At 43.2% G+C, this 17,877-nt stretch carries 15 protein-coding genes; 4 read left to right on the forward strand and 11 right to left on the reverse strand.

The window, feature by feature from the left end; genetic code table 11:
- Positions 1 to 24: 24 nt before the first annotated feature.
- Entirely contained in the window at positions 25 to 792 is a 768-nt protein-coding gene (xth, locus tag IPP86_03975) for an exodeoxyribonuclease III (GenBank protein MBL0137674.1), read from the forward strand.
- A 93-nt stretch (positions 793 to 885) separates the two neighbouring features.
- Here the strand turns inward: xth and IPP86_03980 are convergent, their stop codons facing one another.
- From IPP86_03980 to IPP86_04020, 9 genes are all read right to left on the reverse strand, one after another.
- Positions 886 to 1,398: an OmpH family outer membrane protein gene (locus tag IPP86_03980; GenBank protein ID MBL0137675.1), complete on the reverse strand. Its 513-nt coding sequence runs from the start codon at positions 1,396 to 1,398 to the stop codon at positions 886 to 888.
- A gap of 26 nt (positions 1,399 to 1,424) precedes the next feature.
- The gene (locus tag IPP86_03985) at positions 1,425 to 2,063 is read right to left on the reverse strand and encodes an OmpH family outer membrane protein (GenBank protein ID MBL0137676.1); all 639 of its coding nucleotides are present in this window, start codon (positions 2,061 to 2,063) and stop codon (positions 1,425 to 1,427) included.
- A gap of 40 nt (positions 2,064 to 2,103) precedes the next feature.
- Entirely contained in the window at positions 2,104 to 4,596 is a 2,493-nt protein-coding gene (gene bamA, locus IPP86_03990; GenBank protein MBL0137677.1) for an outer membrane protein assembly factor BamA, read from the reverse strand.
- A 2-nt stretch (positions 4,597 to 4,598) separates the two neighbouring features.
- On the reverse strand, positions 4,599 to 5,345 hold the full coding sequence (locus IPP86_03995; GenBank protein MBL0137678.1) for an isoprenyl transferase: 747 nt from the start codon (positions 5,343 to 5,345) through the stop codon (positions 4,599 to 4,601).
- Between the two features lie 153 nt (positions 5,346 to 5,498).
- Complete coding sequence (locus IPP86_04000; protein ID MBL0137679.1) at positions 5,499 to 6,353, reverse strand: outer membrane beta-barrel protein; 855 nt, start codon at positions 6,351 to 6,353, stop codon at positions 5,499 to 5,501.
- Between the two features lie 66 nt (positions 6,354 to 6,419).
- Positions 6,420 to 7,316: a hypothetical protein gene (locus tag IPP86_04005; protein ID MBL0137680.1), complete on the reverse strand. Its 897-nt coding sequence runs from the start codon at positions 7,314 to 7,316 to the stop codon at positions 6,420 to 6,422.
- 118 nt (positions 7,317 to 7,434) lie between these two features.
- Positions 7,435 to 8,313, reverse strand: a complete 879-nt coding sequence (locus IPP86_04010) for an NAD kinase (GenBank protein MBL0137681.1) — start codon at positions 8,311 to 8,313, stop codon at positions 7,435 to 7,437.
- Positions 8,314 to 8,355: 42 nt separating this feature from the next.
- The gene (locus tag IPP86_04015; protein MBL0137682.1) at positions 8,356 to 9,795 is read right to left on the reverse strand and encodes a hypothetical protein; all 1,440 of its coding nucleotides are present in this window, start codon (positions 9,793 to 9,795) and stop codon (positions 8,356 to 8,358) included.
- A 9-nt stretch (positions 9,796 to 9,804) separates the two neighbouring features.
- Complete coding sequence (locus IPP86_04020; protein ID MBL0137683.1) at positions 9,805 to 10,467, reverse strand: CBS domain-containing protein; 663 nt, start codon at positions 10,465 to 10,467, stop codon at positions 9,805 to 9,807.
- 215 nt (positions 10,468 to 10,682) lie between these two features.
- On the opposite strand from IPP86_04020, the gene IPP86_04025 reads away from it, so the two are divergent.
- Together IPP86_04025 and IPP86_04030 are read left to right on the forward strand one after the other, a co-directional pair.
- On the forward strand, positions 10,683 to 11,399 hold the full coding sequence (locus IPP86_04025) for a pyridoxine 5'-phosphate synthase (protein MBL0137684.1): 717 nt from the start codon (positions 10,683 to 10,685) through the stop codon (positions 11,397 to 11,399).
- Between the two features lie 22 nt (positions 11,400 to 11,421).
- Complete coding sequence (locus tag IPP86_04030; GenBank protein ID MBL0137685.1) at positions 11,422 to 12,186, forward strand: alpha/beta fold hydrolase; 765 nt, start codon at positions 11,422 to 11,424, stop codon at positions 12,184 to 12,186.
- 70 nt (positions 12,187 to 12,256) lie between these two features.
- Here the strand turns inward: IPP86_04030 and IPP86_04035 are convergent, their stop codons facing one another.
- The gene (locus tag IPP86_04035) at positions 12,257 to 13,678 is read right to left on the reverse strand and encodes a hypothetical protein (GenBank protein ID MBL0137686.1); all 1,422 of its coding nucleotides are present in this window, start codon (positions 13,676 to 13,678) and stop codon (positions 12,257 to 12,259) included.
- 42 nt (positions 13,679 to 13,720) lie between these two features.
- The gene (locus IPP86_04040; GenBank protein ID MBL0137687.1) at positions 13,721 to 16,498 is read right to left on the reverse strand and encodes a TonB-dependent receptor; all 2,778 of its coding nucleotides are present in this window, start codon (positions 16,496 to 16,498) and stop codon (positions 13,721 to 13,723) included.
- 308 nt (positions 16,499 to 16,806) lie between these two features.
- Between IPP86_04040 and IPP86_04045 the strand changes: the two genes are divergently transcribed.
- Entirely contained in the window at positions 16,807 to 17,853 is a 1,047-nt protein-coding gene (locus IPP86_04045) for an endonuclease/exonuclease/phosphatase family protein (GenBank protein ID MBL0137688.1), read from the forward strand.
- The last annotated feature ends 24 nt before the right edge of the window (positions 17,854 to 17,877 follow it).

Below are 17,877 nucleotides of genomic sequence, written 5' to 3' on the forward strand. Positions count from 1 at the left end.
ATTTTCATTAAGTTTATCCCGACTATGAAAAGAATCGTTTCTTATAATGTTAACGGTATCCGTTCAGCCTTGAACAAAGGCTTACCCGATTGGATCCGTTCCGTACAACCGGATATACTTTGTGTGCAGGAATTAAAAGCGATGGCAGACCAGGTGGATGTATCCTTTTTTGAAGAGGAAGGATATCATCATTACTGGTTCCCTGCCCAGAAAAAAGGATACAGCGGTGTTGCCATTTACACACGTGTGAAACCCACTCATGTTGAATATGGCTGCGGCATTCCGGAGTCTGATTACGAAGGCCGGGTGATCCGCGCTGATTTTGGCGATGTCTCTGTAATGAGTGTCTATGCTCCATCCGGCTCCAGTGGTGATGAGCGGCAGGATTTTAAAATGAAATGGCTGGCATCATTTGCTCCCTATATTCAAAAGCTCAGAAAGAAGCGTCCCAATTTGATCATGGCCGGTGATTTCAATATTTGCCATAAGGCAATAGACATTCATAATCCGGTGAGCAACGCGAACAGTTCAGGATTTTTGCCTGAAGAAAGAGCATGGATGGATCAGTTCCTGAGTGAAGATATCGTGGATACATTCCGGCATTTCAATAAAGATCCGCATCAATATACCTGGTGGAGTTTTCGTGCTAATGCAAGAAACAAGAACCTGGGATGGCGGATCGATTATCAATTGGCTACAAAACCTTTGGAAAGCAGTCTTGTCCGATCAGTTCTGTTACCTGAAGCAAAACACAGTGATCATTGTCCGGTTTTGCTGGAAGTGGATTTTTGAAGAAAGGTATTTTCATCACCTTTAATTTGCCCAACGAAGGGCAAAAAAAAACCACACCGTTAATCTGGTGTGGTTAAAAAAAAAATTTCTTGATTACTTGATACCGAGGCGGGCTTTCACAAGAGGCATTATGTTATCGCTTTCCTGTGCAAAGATCACACTGCCGAGGCTTGTATCGAAGATGTATGAGTATGCTTTTTCTTTCGCGATATCTTTAATCGCGTCTTCAGCTTTTTTCAGGATCGGACCGTACAGTTCTTCTTTCTTTTTCTGGATAGATTCCTGAGCAGTCTGTTGGAAATCCTGGATACGATTGCCAAGGTCAGTCAATTCCTTTTCTTTGGTAGTCCGGATCGCGTCGGGCATTGAATCTGCTTTTGACTGATATGCCTGTAATTTTGTTTGGTATTCTACAGTCATACCTTTCAGCTGGGAATCCAGTGACTCGCCGAATTTTTTCAGTGTACTGTCAGCTTGTTTTGTTTGCGGCATCATCTGGATCAGTTGCCCGGAATCAATATGGCCGAATTTAAGAGTTTGTGCAAAGGCAGTTATCCCGGTCAGAAGTACGGCAACACATGCAAGCACCAGTGATTTTTTCATCATGTTTTTAGTAAATATAAGTGTGGAAATTATTTTTTCGGTTCGTCAGTCTTTGAAGGTGCGCGATCAGGAGTTCCTGCCGGAGATGTGGATTCTCCTCCTTTAGCAGCGCCTGCTCCGGATTCTTTTTTCGCAGGCTTGAACCCGAGTGCAAGCAGGATGTCGTCGCTTTTATCGTACTTCGGATTAGCATACAACATAATCAGATCACTTGATTTGTCAAAAATCACCGCATAACTCTGGTCAGTAGCAAGCTTTTTTACAGCATTGTAGATCTTGTCCTGAATGGGTTTTACCATTTCCTGTTTCTTTTTGAAAAGATCTCCTTCATAACCGAAGCGTTGTTTCTGTAAATCTTTTACGTCTTTTTCCTTCTGAGAAATTTCGTCCTGGCGACGTTTTTTCATTTCTTCAGTAAGTAAAACCTGCTCAGCCTGGTAAGCTTTGTAAAGTTTATCGATGATAGCATATTTATCTTCGATTTCTTTTTGCCACTGAATCGACAGGTTATCGAGTTGTTGTTGGGCGTTTTTGTAATCCGGAATATTTTCGAGGATGTACTGGGTATTTACATAAGCATATTTCTGTGCTTGTGTAGAAGACGAAGCAAGGCACAATAAAAGTGCGAATGCGACAAAAATGGATCGGGTTGAGAAGGCCTTTTTCATGGCGATTTCCTTTTTCTTTAAGGGTTGCAAATGTATGAATTTAAAATTGTTGACCAATTGAGAAATGGAATTGAGCCCCATTCGCGTTTGGATCGTTCGGAATCTTATCAAAACCGTAACCCCAGTCAAGTCCCAGCAATCCGAAGACAGGAAGGAAGATCCGGATACCGCCACCGAGTGAACGTTTCGCGCTGAAAGGATTGAACTGGTTGAATTTCAGCCAGGAATTTCCTCCTTCGGCAAAACCAAGAATGTAGATAGTGGCGGATGGATTTAATGACAATGGATAACGGAGTTCTAAAGTGTATTTGTCAAAGATTGTGCCACCGATGGTATTGTTATAGATGTTACGCGGGCTGAGGGAATTGTTTTCATAACCACGAAGGGCAATGATTTCACGACCATCCAGGGCGTAACCGGAGAGCCCGTCACCACCGAGGTAGAAGCGTTCAAAGGGTGATGCGCCGATTTCCCTGTTGTAGAGTCCGAGGAATCCGTATTGGATTTTTGTATGGAGTACAAGGTTTCCGGCAATACGTGTAAACCACAGTGAAGAGAATTTCCATTTGTGGTATTCAATGAATTTGTATTTCTCGTTATCACTCGCTGTTTTGTAATCTTTATTACTGAATAAGGAATAAGGCGGAGTGAACTGAGCAGTCAAAGAAAGCTGTGAACCACTGCGAGGATAAATCGGAGCATCTATTGAATTCCTTGAAATAGTTTCCTGAAAGCTGAGGTTATTGGCAACACCATCACTGAACAGGAAAGTGCTACCGTAATTACTCAGGACATAGTATTGGTAATTGATTTCATGATAAATGGAAAAGAAATCATCCGGTTTTTTCAATCGCTTTCCAAGACCAACAGATGCTCCTGAAATGGTGATGGATTGACGAAGCGGACTTTCTTTCGCATATCCGTTAGACTGAACAGAATGAAATAAAGAGACGCTGAATGAATTTGGCTTTTTGCCTCCCAACCATGGTTCTGTAAAAGATATGTTATAGCTCTGGTAGTATTTTCCATTGGTTTGTCCACGCAAACTCAAACGCTGCCCATCACCGGAAGGCAAAGGACGCCATGCACCTTTTTTGAAGGTGTTACGTGCGGAGAAATTATTGAAAGAAAGACCAAGGGTTCCGACCAATTGATTGGCACCATAACCACCCGATAATTCCAACTGATCCGAAGGTTTTTCTTCGACAGTGTATTCAATATCCACGGTACCATCGGCAGGATTTGGTTTTGGATTCACCCCGAGTTTCTCCTGATCGAAATAACCCAGCTGTGCCAATTCTCGCTGTGTGCGGATGATGTCGGTACGGCTGAACAGTTGTCCGGGCTTGGTACGGATCTCACGCATGATGACACGATCGTTTGTTTTTGTATTACCAACAACAGTTACTTTGTTGATACGTGCCTGCTTCCCTTCGTAAATCCGCATTTCAAGATCGATACTGTCGGACTCCACATTGATTTCTACCGGTGTTACAGAGAAGAAAAGATATCCATCGTCCATGTACAGGGAACTGACGTCACGGCTGTTCTGACTCATGAACAGACGTTGATCGAGTACACTCTGATCGTAGATGTCACCTTTTTTAATTCCAAGAATACTGCTGAGTTCCTGAGATGAATGTTTGGTGTTTCCCACCCAGGTGATGTTCCGGAAGAAATACTGATGCCCTTCCTGAACCTGGATACGGATATCCATTGATTTCTCATCATGAGCGAAAACAGTATCTTTTACAATTGCAGCGTCGCGATAACCACGATCAGCATACTTCGCGATTAATTTGGTCTTGTCATCCTGATATTTTTCATCCAAGAATTTTGATGAGGTGAAAATCTTATACCAACGTTTCTCCTTGGTATCTTTCATCGCCCGTTTCAGTTTGCCATCGGTAAAGGCGGTATTTCCATCGATATAAATCCGGTGGATTTTAACTTTGCTTTTCTTGTCAACGACAATCTCCAGAATTTCCCTGTTGGCGAAAGTAGTATCTCTGATTTCATTGATCGTCACTACTGCATTGAGGTAACCTTTATCGACGTAAAAATTCTTCACGATATTTTTCGTGGAAGCGATTACATTTTCGGTTACAACTTTGTCGCGTTCCAGTTTTACTTTTTCGCGAATTTTATCGGCTTCAGATTTGCTGACACCTTTGAAAGAGAATTTAGATAAGCGTGGTCTTTCCTGGAGACGTAGTTCAAGGAAAATGGTTTGTCCCTGTGTACGGGTTGCAAGCACTTTCACATCAGAAAACAATCCCTGTTTCCAAAGATTGGTGATGGCTTTAGTGGTTTTGTCTCCGGGCACTTCAATGGTATCGCCAACGATCAATCCGGATAAGTTAATCAATACACCTTCATCCAGGTATTGTGTTCCGGTAACGATAACTCCACCGATCACGAATTGCTTCGGATTTCCGTAATCAACGATGAGGCTGTCTCCGCCCAGTTGCACTTGTGCATAGAGGGTTTGAATGGAAATAAAAAGGAGAACAGTAAAAAGAAATCTTTTCATCATCAGGGTTTAGGTAATTGTTCGCTCACAAGGCCAAAACGTCTTTCGCGGTTTTGGTAATCGATCAGGGCTTCGTACAAATCTTCTTTTCCGAATTCCGGCCAGAGCTTATCTGTAAAGTATAATTCGGAGTAAGCTATTTGCCACAAGAGGAAATTGCTGATCCGGTGTTCTCCGCTTGTTCTGATCAGTAATTCAGGATCAGGAATGGACGCGGTATTCAAATGGGACGCGATCGATTGCTCATTGATATCATCCGCTTTAATTTTTCCTTCTTCAACTTCCCTTGCGATCTCACGCATTGCATTGGTGAGTTCCCATTTGGAACTATAACTCAACGCGAGCACGAGTGACATGCGTGTGTTGCCTGCAGTTTCACGGATCGCTTCCTGCAATTCCTGGTAACAACCTGCAGGAAGTGATTTCAAATCACCAATGGCAAGCAGGCGAATATTATTTTTATGAAGCGTTTCCTTTTCCTGGTTGATGGTGTGTATCAGGAGTTCCATCAACGCGTCAACTTCTTCTCTTGGGCGATTCCAGTTTTCAGTAGAAAAGGCGTACAAGGTCAGGTATTTGATCCCTATTTCAGCTGCGGCTTCTGTGGTATCACGCACGGCCTTTACGCCATTTTGATGACCAAACACCCGCATCTGTCCTTGTTTTTGCGCCCATCGTCCATTCCCGTCCATGATGACGGCAAGGTGCAACGGTAGCTTACCCGGAATTATTTTGTCTTTAAGACTCATTCGCCAATAATGAAAAGCGGCGCAAGTTAATTAAAATAGGTAAAAAGAGGGGTGAATTCCTGAGGAAGAGAAAAGATAAAGTGTGTTAAAAATTAATAAAAACGGGGTTTTTATAATCAATTCTGCGGCATTTTACTCAAATGAGTAAATAAATCAATATCGACGCATTCTGAATGGCCTGCAGATGTCTCTTTGCAGACTGGTCAGCCGGATATAGATGGTGATTCCGGCAAAAATGTACCAATCTTTATCCCTTGAATTACCTCTTTGTTTTCTGAAAACAGGAGTGAAAACGGTTGTATCTGATCGGGAAAATGATCTGTCTGAAAGTGCAACAGCAGCAGGGCCTCGGGTGGATAAAAGTCTGGCCATGTCAGGATAGGTGGTACTAACATCATCGAGGTAATCGGTGTAAGTTCTGCGGGCACCGACTTCTATTCCCACACCAACACGACCACTTCCGGTAATTTTTATTCCACCTCCGATAGGAATGGCGAGCTGGATTCGTTTGTATTCTTTCGTGCCATTGTAGCCCTGGCCTTCGGTTCCGAGTGGTTGTAATTCATAAACTTCGCCATTCAATTCAGCTTTTGGATTGAAATGGAAGACGGAAATTCCGGTGAATAGATAAGGAGTAAACGGAAAGTCTGAATTCCCTGTTTCATAGGGGAAAAAGTTGAATTCTATCTGAGGGGAGAGTTCAAGAATATTTGAATAGAAAGATAAATTTCTGTCGAGTTCAAAACCGGTCGTCGCTTTGGCATCATCGCCTGAAATACGACCGTAATTCAGCTCTAGTTTCCAGCTCCAATGGCGGTTCCAGTTGTGTCGAAAGAAGGCTCCGAAAGCAGGATGAATAAAATCGGTATTGAAGGTATGCGGGGAGAGTTCTCCTTTGTAATTGGCGACACCGGCCTGGATACCAATTTCGTTGTACTGGCCATTTGCAGGGCTGCAAAAGAGGCAAGTCAGAAACAGGAGGAGGATTGGAGTTCTCGTAAAATTCATGAAGGGAAACCCGTATTGGGTGATTAGCTTCAACGGATAAATGCCCGATAAATTCTCAGGCAAATATCAAAAACGAGGTAAATTATTACGTCCGTTCTTAAGCTTATAGTTTATGCTGAAAATACCAAACATGTAAGAATCCTTATCCCTTGGATCTCCACGTTGCTCGCCGGCATCGGTATTATGTCTGCCAGGCTCTTTAGCGGAACGGTCCGATAATGCAGCCGCATCAGGATTCGCGTTTGGATAATTGTTGAAGTCAAAATAAGTTGTACTTACGTCATCAATGTAGTCCGTAAACGTTTTACGAATTCCGAGCTCAAGCCCAAGTCCCCAGGTGCGGTCGATCGTGTATTTAAATCCGATACCGACAGGAATACAAAGTTGAACGAGTGAATATCTATTTCTGGATGGAATTAAACCTTGTCCTTCTGTTCCCAGAGGTTGCAAGCGGATGGTCGTTCCTTTGTAAGTTGTTTTCGGATCAAAATAAAACACACCTACACCCACAAATGCATAGGTGTACAATTCATAACCTTTCATCCCCCGGACTTTTCTCAATCTGTAACGGTGACCCACCTGTTCCTGCTGGAATGCACCTTCGAAGTTGACGTTGAATTCGTAAATATCAGAGAAGAAATTCAGGTTGCGATAATTCCGGAAATACTCCGTGGTTAGTTTATCATCGCCGGAAATACGTCCATACGTGAGGTGAGATTTCAGCGCGAAATAATTGCTGAGCTTGTATCGTAATCCTACAGAAGCCGCCATACGGGTGAGTGACCACTCCAGATCGCGGAAATAATTTGTGCCGATTTGGTTGGCGCCGCCCAGTTCCCCGAGGAAATTACTAATTCCAAGGCCGAAACTGAACTCGTAACGCTGACGTTTCCAGCGTTGGGCTTCAGAAATTGCTGGTACCAGCAATAAAGCCGTTAAAAGTAGAAGTACAATTTTCTTCATGCGGTCAGACAGTACTCGGCAAATATAGTAATTAAAAAATATGATACATTATACGGACGAGATCCGTTTAAAAGTTCCCATTCGCATTAAATATAAGCCATTTTTTACCTCGATTTTATTAATTTCTGGTGTCCAATCCCCAATTTAGTTTCTTTCTCAGGGTATTCAGGAAATTTTCATTACTGAGGCGGACCAGGTTGATACAATACGCTTCTTTCCTGACAGCCAATTGATAACCCGAATCAATCGTAACCGACCGGGAATCAAGTGTTGCCATAAAATGCTGGCTCCGGCCTTCCACTTCAAGAGAAATCACGTTTTTATCGGAAACAACAATTGGCCGTACATTCAGATTGTGAGGAGCGATTGGGGTAATGACGAAACTTTCTGATTGGGGAACGATGATCGGTCCGCCGCAGCTCAATGAGTATCCTGTTGATCCGGTAGGAGTTGAGATCATAATTCCATCGGCCCAATAGGAGTTGAGGTATTCACCATTCAGATAAGTATGAATGGTGATCATGGATGAGGTTTCTTTTTTGTGAATGGTGAATTCGTTCAGGGCAATATTTTGTCCCTCGAAAATCGGAAAGTTGGACTCTACCCTCAATAGTGTTCGGGCGTCTGTAGAATAATGACCTTTGGCCAGACTATCAATCGCGAATTCAAGATTATCTCTCGATACGCTGGAAAGAAAACCGAGTCTGCCTGCATTCACGCCGACTACCGGGATCTTTGAATCTTTGACAAGAGAAACCGTATCCAGTAAGGTTCCGTCGCCACCGATACTGAAAAGAAAATCGATATCACCGGAGATTTCTTCATGCCTGCTGAATTCCGGAATCTTTGGTTCCAGTGGCAGGTGTTGTTTGAGGAAATTATAGTATTCCGAATGAAGAACAATTTTATGGTCCGATTGACGGAGCAATTTGATCAGAGTTTCCGCCAATTCAATCTGGTTCAGATTTACCGGGCGGCCATAAATGGCAATGTTCATTTATTTTTTATTAAGTCAAAACTCAATTTCCGGTCGTCCAGGTCAGATCGGAGCAGTAAAATGAAGAAAAAATCCTGATTCTCCTAATTTGTTGATGGAATATTCAAACCGAAATACAATATCGTAATACGTAACAAAGTCCAATCCGGTTCCATAACTGATCAACCATGTATTTGCCAGGGGATTTTCTGCAGCATAAAGCGGATCCTTCACATACCCGGCATCCGCATAAAGATTCAGATAAAAAGCATAGGGAATCGTATTGAATTTTGAGAGCGGAATAAAACCGGCATGAACAGAATGTGTCTTCAGAAGTTGAAACTTCAGATTGGTTTTCAATAAACCATACTGTTGTCCGTCAATGACATAATACTCGTAACCGCGAAGAAATTCTTTCCCGTATCCCAAACCGCGATAGAGAAAATAGGGGATGTATTTATTCCCTGAATACATCGCCGTGATACCTCCGGCATAATAAAAACGATCACTTAGTTTCCAGTGATGTTTGTAACGTGCCATCACAGATGTGATATTGATGTCGTCTTTTAGAAATCCAAAACCTCTTTGCAGAAATTCCAGATCGAAATATCTTCCTTTGAGAGGATAAGCGACAAGATCGCGATGGTCTGATTTGAAGAAATAACGGAATGTTGTATAACGAATTTGATTGATTCCATTCCCGAAATAATCTGTATTTAAACGGGCAACTGTATCTTCTATTCCTGCTTCACGGTATCCGATTTCCGCGGCATGCGTTTCATACAAACCGTGACGATAGATATATTGTACCGAACCACCATATTCTTCCCGTGCAAATTGATTTTCGTCTTTGTAATATTTTGATTTGTTGTTCAGAGTTTGAAAGGCAACCTGGTGGTTTCGGGCATAAGAAAAAGAAACCGTTAAACCGGCATTTTGCTTTTTGTTGATGTAGGGAATGTTGTAATAAAAACTGATCCGTTGTGTATAGCCGAGGCGAACAGAAGCCGCAAGTACTTCATTTCTTCCTCTGAAATTATTCCAGTTGAGGATTCCACCATAAACTATTCTTGACAGATCCTTGGTTTCCCACCAGACATTGAAATTCCGTTCCGCGAGTTCGAAAACAGGAAGTGGGAAGATGTACCAGCGTTCAGTCATGATGATGTACACGCGAAGTTCTTTGCCTTGTCTCAGCCAGGTGATGCGTGCAGAATTGAAAAGGGAAGTGTTGAGCAGATTTTCCTCGCTTCTCCGGAAATTTTTCTCCACTTCATACACCGGAATGGTGTCGTGTTTACGGAAAGTTAATTCGCGAAGCACAATGTGTTCACGGGTGATTTTATTTCCAATCAGGACAATGTCCATGATTTCGACAGAGGAAGAATCACTTTCCGATAATGAATCTGTAAAAGCAGGAGCAGGGCTGATTTGCGCGGAGGCTGAAATGCATGCCAGGAAGAATCCAAACAGGAACCATTTGAATTTCATGGTTGCACGCATCGCTCCGGTTTAAATACCAAGATAATTCATCAATGAATCGTAGCGTGATTTCACATCATCAATAAATTCATTCTGATGATAATGTTCCTTTACAAAGTAACCGTGACGGTTAAAGGAAGCGAGGATACGGGAAAGTTCGCGTTGATTTATTTTGATGGTGATGTCAATGGTTTCGTTTTCCGGATTCGGGGTGATGTAAGAACTGATAATTTTCCCGTCTTCGGATTCGATGATGTGTGAGATTTCGCTGAGGCTGTAACTTTTCGCGCCGACTTCCAGAACGATCACTCCATTCGCGTCTTCAAAAATTCCGCTGTCGGAATAATGTTTCAGAATATCCTGAAGCGTCACAAGTCCGATGTAATGATCCGCCGCATCGAGGACGGGAACAATCGTGAGTTTGTCTTTTGAAATCAGTTTCACCACTTCAAAGACAGGCTGATTGTACCGAACAAAAGGACGAATGAGCGGCAGGTTGTGATTGGCAAGTGGCTGATCGAGGGCGCTCAGTTTCAGGATATCTTCTTCTGAAGCAAGTCCGATGTAATTGATCCCGTCGACCAGGGGAAGATGTTCCAGGCGGAATTCTTCCATCCAGTTAATGGCTTTCAATCCGCTGTCGCTCAGTTTGAGGGGCGGGAATGAATCGTTGATCAGGTCCTTTGCAATCATTGGTTTTTTTACGGAATATTAAACCGGAAGGTTTAACGGGGTGCAAACATACATATTTTCATTTATCAGGCTTCAAAAGCCTTGCCAAGATGGGAAATCAAAGCAGATTATCAGTTCGGGAAAGGTATAAAGACTTTTAGATTACATCTTGTAGAAAAACGCAGGCCTTCATGTTTTGTTGTAATTTTGGCAAATCTTACAATTTCATGATTTCCATGACACGACTCAGCGTCAATATTAACAAAATCGCCACCCTCAGGAATGCCAGAGGAGGAAATGTTCCCGATTTGCTGAAGGTAGCTGCCGACATAGAGCGTTTCGGAGCGGAGGGAATTACCGTTCATCCCCGGCCGGATGAGCGCCATATCCGGATCAAAGATGTGTATGCGCTCAAAGAAATTGTGAAAACAGAATTCAACATCGAAGGTTATCCATCGAGGGAATTTCTGGAACTGATCCGTGAAATTCGTCCTGATCAGGCAACACTTGTTCCCGATCCTCCGGATGTGCTCACATCAAATGCAGGCTGGGATACTGAAACAAACCAGTCATTTCTTACAGATATCGTCGCTGAGTTGAAAAGTTATGGTGTGAGAACATCCTTGTTCCTTGCACCGGTAGATAAATTGGTTGAACTGGCGGCTGAAACTGGAACCGACAGGATTGAACTTTATACTGAAAATTACGCGAGTGAATATCCGCATCATCCGCACAAGGCGGTGGCTGAATACGTGCACGCGTCCAAAGCCGCGGCAAGAGTTGGTCTTGGACTCAATGCCGGTCATGATCTCAACCTCGACAACCTGCGTTACTTCCGCACTGAAGTCACTGGTTTGCTTGAGGTCTCCATCGGTCATGCCCTGATCTCGGATGCTTTGTATTATGGATTGGAAAATACAGTGCAAATGTATCTGCGTTGTTTAAGAAGCTAACAGATCTTTCTATCATCAAGCGATGAAATTATTTTTCAAAAAAACAGGAGAAGGCAAACCGCTTTTCATTCTTCACGGATTGTTCGGGCTGGGAGATAACTGGAATACTTTTTCAAAATATTTTTCAGGTTTAGGATTCTCCTGCTACGCGATTGATCTGAGAAATCACGGGAGAAGTCCGCACAGCGATGCATTCTCCTATGAAGACATGGTTGAAGATGTTCGTGAGCTGATGGACGATGAAGGTTTGTCGAAAGTGGTTTTGCTCGGACATTCCATGGGTGGCAAAGTCGCGATGTTTTTCGCGGATAAATATCCTGAACGTCTGGAGAAATTAATTATCGCCGACATCGCGCCGCGTTATTACGCGCCACATCACCAATCGGTTTTGTCAGCGCTCAATTCCGTACAACCGGAGAATGTCAGCAGCCGCAAAGAAGTAGAGGAGCAGTTGCGTGTTTCCATTCACGACGAAGCCACAGTTCAATTTTTGCTTAAAAATTTATACTGGAACGACGCGCAAAAGCTTGACTGGAGATTTCATCTTTCGGCGATAGAAAAAAACATAGAGAATATCGGAAAAGCTTTCCTGCCAACCGCGCCAATTGATGTCCCCACACTTTTTATTCGCGGCCAGCGTTCCGGATATATTTCACAAACAGATGAGACGGAAATCCGGCAAATGTTTACTCAAGTGAACATTGTTACCGTAGCGAATGCAGGGCATTGGGTGCATGCGGAGAATCCGGCGGGGTTTGGGGAGGTGGTGAAAGAGTTTTTAACCTGACTGAAAATCTGATCAAAAAAAATCCCCGAAGTTTTCACTCCGGGGATTTTTTCATAAAAAGGTTTTTGAATTATTGTACGTCAGCAGTACTTCTGATAGAAAGCTGCGCAGGCACTGTCGCGAAAGAGTATTCTGAAAGAACTCCTGTGAAGCTTTTCGGACCTGTTGGCAATGCAGTAGAAGCAAAGGATGCTTGTGTACGAGTGTACAAAGTAAGAGAACCGGAAGCGTCCGTCAGAGTATTTGATCCACTATAAGTTGTAGAACCGGAAGCAGTACCCGCCTGAACTGTCACTAAGGTAGATTCCCATGTTTGTAAATTGGCGATGATCTGTGAAATCGTAGCAACACGCGGAGTGATGGTGCCTGTGCCGGTTTGGATCGCGTTACCCGGATCAACGTAGTTTACTTCCAGCAATCCGTTGTATTCGGATAATTCCTGTCCTGATACACGAACTTCTACTTCAGCACCTACAGCAAATGCATGCGCGGAAGAGAAACGGACAACAATACCTGCTGTGCCGTCCTGGATCACCATGTTTTTCGGATCGGTGTTCTGATTCGCGTTATCGGAAATCACGATACCTTTGATTTTACGACCAACAGGACCGGTTGTGGTTGTTCCTGTGAACACCATGCGCAAACTATCAATCGGCATTTGTGTTAAAGCGCCTGTTGTACCGTCGCAACGAACGTCCGGCATGTTTACATCACGTGGATCACGGATCACCAATTCAGGAGCACCGTTGTAAAATTTATTTACACAAACGATTGTACCGTTTCCGGTTGGAGTGATTTCAGAAGCGAATTTGGAATAACCGCTGTTGTACATTTTAACAGTGTTTGCAGGTGAAGAGCAATCTTCTACCACACGGTTTTTTGAAATCAGGTTGATGGCGTCAGCATAGCTGATACCCGCGTCAGCAGTAACAAACTCAACACCGCTGATTTTTACCAGTGTGTTAGAACCTGCATTACCAAGACTGCTCAGTGTGTAGCTGGCAGGAGTAACAGGGATGCCCCATTTGCCTTTCTCGATGTATTGTCCAACCAGTGTTGAAGGAATACGACCGATCGTATTATTGTCTTTCACACCAATTTGGAAGTTACCATCACCATCATCAGCAAGGTAAAGACCTTTTGCTTTGATGAACAAACGGCGACCGATAGGATATTCAGTATAGAAATTGGAAATGTCAACACTGATGCTGAGTCCTGCTGTAGAATCCTGGATGATGATTTCTTTGTAGAAGTTTCCGGATTCATCATCCGCGATAACAACACCGGAAATGATGATGTCGGTGGTGATTTCTTTCGGAACCGGTCCTGTAGCCAAAGCTGTGAACTGGCTGAGGGAGTGGGTCACCGTCAGGTTCGGGTCAATGTTTGCGGTTGTGGGTTCGTCGTATTCTTTCTTCACGCAAGACGACAAAAGACTTGTTGTTAGGCCGAGAAGAATGAACAATCGGAGAATGCTGGTGTATCTTTTCATTGTTGTCATGATATAGGATAGCTGTTTGATTTTCTGGATGGATTAATTGAAACGTAAAGTGAGGTTGGCAAAGAATGTTGTGCCATAACTGTACGTATATTTATTCGGGAACTTGTTGACGTCCTTGTTTTGTGTGTCGAAACGGCTGTATTCATAACCACCGTTGATCAGATCCTGGTTGTTCAGGATGTTGGTCAGACCGAGATTCAAAACAATATAAGCCGGACGTTTCAGAGATTTGATTTTGTTGTTCATTCTCCATGACCATCCGAAGGAAGCATCCATGGTGAATTGCGGATCCGCTTTTTCCTGTTGCAGGATTGCTTTCCAGGTCGTTGATCCGGCATCGACCAGGTCGAGAGAAGAGATAGAGCGACGACGTGGATTCGCGTCGATATAAATGTCATCAAAATAATTAAAGTTCACATTCACGAACCAGAAACGTTTTGAACGATAGTTCAGACCAACTGTGTATGCGCTTTGCGCGCCGCCGCCGAGGTGAAGGTCCTCGAGGTAAAGCGTTTCGTTGGAGCCGAGCAATGTGTCTTTGTTATCCTGAGTTGTTGTCGCGAGCGGACGTGATGAATAGAAGAATTCACCTACAGAAGCAACCGCGCTTGCGCTGAATCCTTTTCCTAAGGCAGCATCAACGGCAACTTCTATTCCTACATGTCGTTTATCGATACCTGTAAGTGTATAGTTTACGAAAGTACGGTAATCGTCATCGTAGAAGCTGCGTGTGTCTGTACCATCGGTGTATTGAGTCATGTAAGCAACAGCTTTTCCTTTCAGACGTGGTGATTTCAAAAGGTAACCACCTTCTACAGAAAAGATGGATTCATTTTTCAAATCATTCGCGAGCGTATTGCGTGTACGTGGAGAAATGAACGCGTTGTCAAACAAAGGAGCACGGGATAAATTTTCAAGGTTCACGAAGAAGTAATTACGTCCGTTTGCTTTGTAAGTCACTCCGCCTTTTACAGCGTATGTGAAAAAGTTTTTCTTTTCAGAATCTCCGAAAGAAGATGTCGCGAAAACTCCATTTCTCACATGTCCTGTACGGTAGAAGCTTGTATTGGCAAGATTCAGAGCAAGGAAGAAATCAACACGGTTGTAGGTAAAAACTCCTTGTCCCCAGAGAGAACCTTTGGCGATGTGGGCTGTGTAATCATAACCGTATTTGTCACCTTCGTGAAGAATTCTGTTTGGATTATCCAGGTCATTTTGATTCGCATTCGGATCCAGCGGATTCGCCTGTTGAGCGAACTGATTGAGATCGGTGAAGAAGTCGGCACCCATCAGGTCTTTGACTTCTTTGTAATATTCAGAAGATTGTGACTGGAAAGTAGCGCCACCGTTGAAGACCAGGTGATCATTGATCACACGGTTGTAGATGGTGTTGAAGTTCGCACGTTTGGTATCTGTAACACGATTTTGAATAACGTATTTCGCCCACAAGCCGCTTGTTCCATTGATAGTAGTGTCGTGCAATTGGTTTGCTTCGTACAATTCGTCCCACTGGATCTGACGAAGTGATTCGTTGTTACGCAGCAGATCGGCAAGTTGAGCGGAATAGGCATTGTAGCTCGCGCTGTCTTCGCCGTAGTTCGGGTCGAAGCTTGGGAGGTAACGGTAGTAATCCGGACGAGGATCTTCCGCGTTGTACCAGTCGAGACCGGAAACTTTGTTCAGACCAAACTGATAAGAGAGAGCGGATTCAAGAGAAGATTTTTCGTTGATCTTCCAGTCGTGATTGAGGATGATCACCGGTTGGTGCGCATCGCCTACAACAGCATTACGGACTTTACCATTCTGGTAACCCCAGTTCGGATTGTAGTAATGATCGTCAGCAAGAGTCATCATTTCTTTTGAAGCAGGAGCGGAGCGGCCATTTTTTGTCATTGCGCCGAAACCTGTCAATGAAAGAGAGTGTTTGCTATTGATGATTTTTTCAACTGAAAGGAAGTAAGAGTGACCATCATAGAAAGTGCCTTTTACATATCCTTCATCAGCCCAACGACGGGAGTAAGAAAGTGATACAGCCCATCCACCTTTCATCACTCCGGAACCCCAGGTAGCCATGACACGATTGTCATAGGAACGATTGGAAGCGGAATAAGAAATCTGGAATTGTTTACGCTGGTGTGAAGCTCTGCTATCGATACTTGTAACACCGCCAAGTGCACCGAATGAGTAAGTCGCGGGGTGAAGTCCGTAAGTGGATTCTCTGCTACGCATTACATCGTTCAGGCCGGTCCAGGAGGAATAGAGGTTTCTTCCGGTTACCATGTCGTTCATGGGAGCGGAGTTCATGAGTGTGTAGAAATTCTCATCATCATAACCACGTACTCTGAAACGTGCAACACTGAATACAAAAGTTGTTGCGGAAACAAATGCGTCACGCGAAGCAGTGAGGACGCTGGCTACTGAAGGCGTAGAAGATTCTTTCAGTTCTTCCTCATTGAGGGAAACAGTCGGGATGCTTTCAGAACTAGCATGAACACCTTCGGTTGTTTGATCGCCGAGATTGATCGCCACGTTCACTTCCGCTTCTTTTACTTCGATTTCTTTGTTTGTGGAAGAAATTCCGTCTTTTGAAATATCCATTTGCATTTTTCCATAAGGAACATTTTGCAAAATGAAGGCACCGGTAGAATCGGTAGTTGTGGAATGTCCACTTGATTTGATTGAAATTTTCGCGCCGTTAACAGGTCGGTTGCTTTCATCGGTTACTGTTCCTTTAATCGTTGCCGTTTGTGCAAACGTCAGAATTGGGAAAAACAGGCACAGGATGAAGAGTAGTTTTTTTTGTGATCGCATAGTGAATTGTCTAGTTCTTAGTTGCTTTCAATAAATGGGGGGGACAAAGCTAATCAAATTAGCAAAAGTTGCTTATAGTGTATGGTTATTTCCATGTTAATTCACTGAGAAATCAGAATAAGTAGTGATTTCCTGTAATCTGATCAGAAATTCCTTGTTTTTTCAATGAAATACAATGTATTTCTGTACTGTTCATCATTTTTATTTGAATAAATTGCGATGAATCAATGAATTCAGCGAAGCATCATCAACAAGACCAGCCTTTTTGTATGTTTGCCGCCCGAATCATTTGAAACCGGTTGTAAATTATGATGAAAAGAAACCTCCTGCTGTTGAGCATATTCACTTTGTTGAATGTTGTTGTATCTGCACAAAAAACAACATACAAAGTCTCCCTGATTGGATTTTATAACCTGGAGAATTTTTATGATACAATCAATGATCCGAAAGTGAATGACGAAGAGTTTCTTCCGGAAGGGTCGAAGCATTATACTGGAGAAGTGTATACAGATAAAGTAAATCACTTGTCAGAAGTATTGTCACAAATTGGAACGGATAAAACGCCAGACGGACTAGCTATGTTTGGTTGCGCGGAAATTGAAAACGAATCGGTACTTCAGGATCTCGCGCACCAGCCTTCTCTCATTCGCAGAAACTATCAGATCGTACATTACGATTCTCCGGATGAGCGTGGTGTTGATGTAGCATTGATGTACAATCCTAAATATTTTACACCCAAATTCAGCGAACCCTTGAATGTGTTGTTGTACAATACGGACAGCACCATTCGTAAAACACGTGATGTATTATATGTATATGGTATGTTTGACGCAGAGCCCTTGCATGTATTTGTGAATCACTGGCCTTCCCGTCGTGGTGGCGAAGAGGCAAGTGCTCCGGGACGAGCAAGCGCAGCGAGTGTGTGCAAGCACAAGATTGATTCGATTACCGCTCTCAATCCGGATGCGAAAATTGTGGTGATGGGCGATCTGAACGACGATCCTGTTAGTCCAAGTGTTGCTGTAGTTCTCGGAGCTAAGGGAGAAAAAGATAAAGTAATGAAAGGTGGAATGTACAATCCATGGATGTCAATGTATAAACAGGGGATTGGAACTTTGGCTTACAACGATAGCTGGAACCTCTTTGATCAGATCATTATTTCATCCGGATTTTTAAATAAAGATCAGGATGGATTCTTTTTCCAGGATGCAAAAATTTTCAATAAACCCTGGATGGTTCAAACGGATGGCAAATACAAAGGCTATCCAAAACGTACCTATGATTTCGACAATTACGCGAGCGGATATAGTGACCACTTCCCGACGTATTTGATTTTTCTGCAGAAGGTGAAGTAGGTGGTTAGTTGTTAGTGGTTAGTT

It is taken from the genome of Bacteroidota bacterium (assembly GCA_016720935.1).
GTDB lineage: Bacteria > Bacteroidota > Bacteroidia > AKYH767-A > 2013-40CM-41-45 > JADKJP01.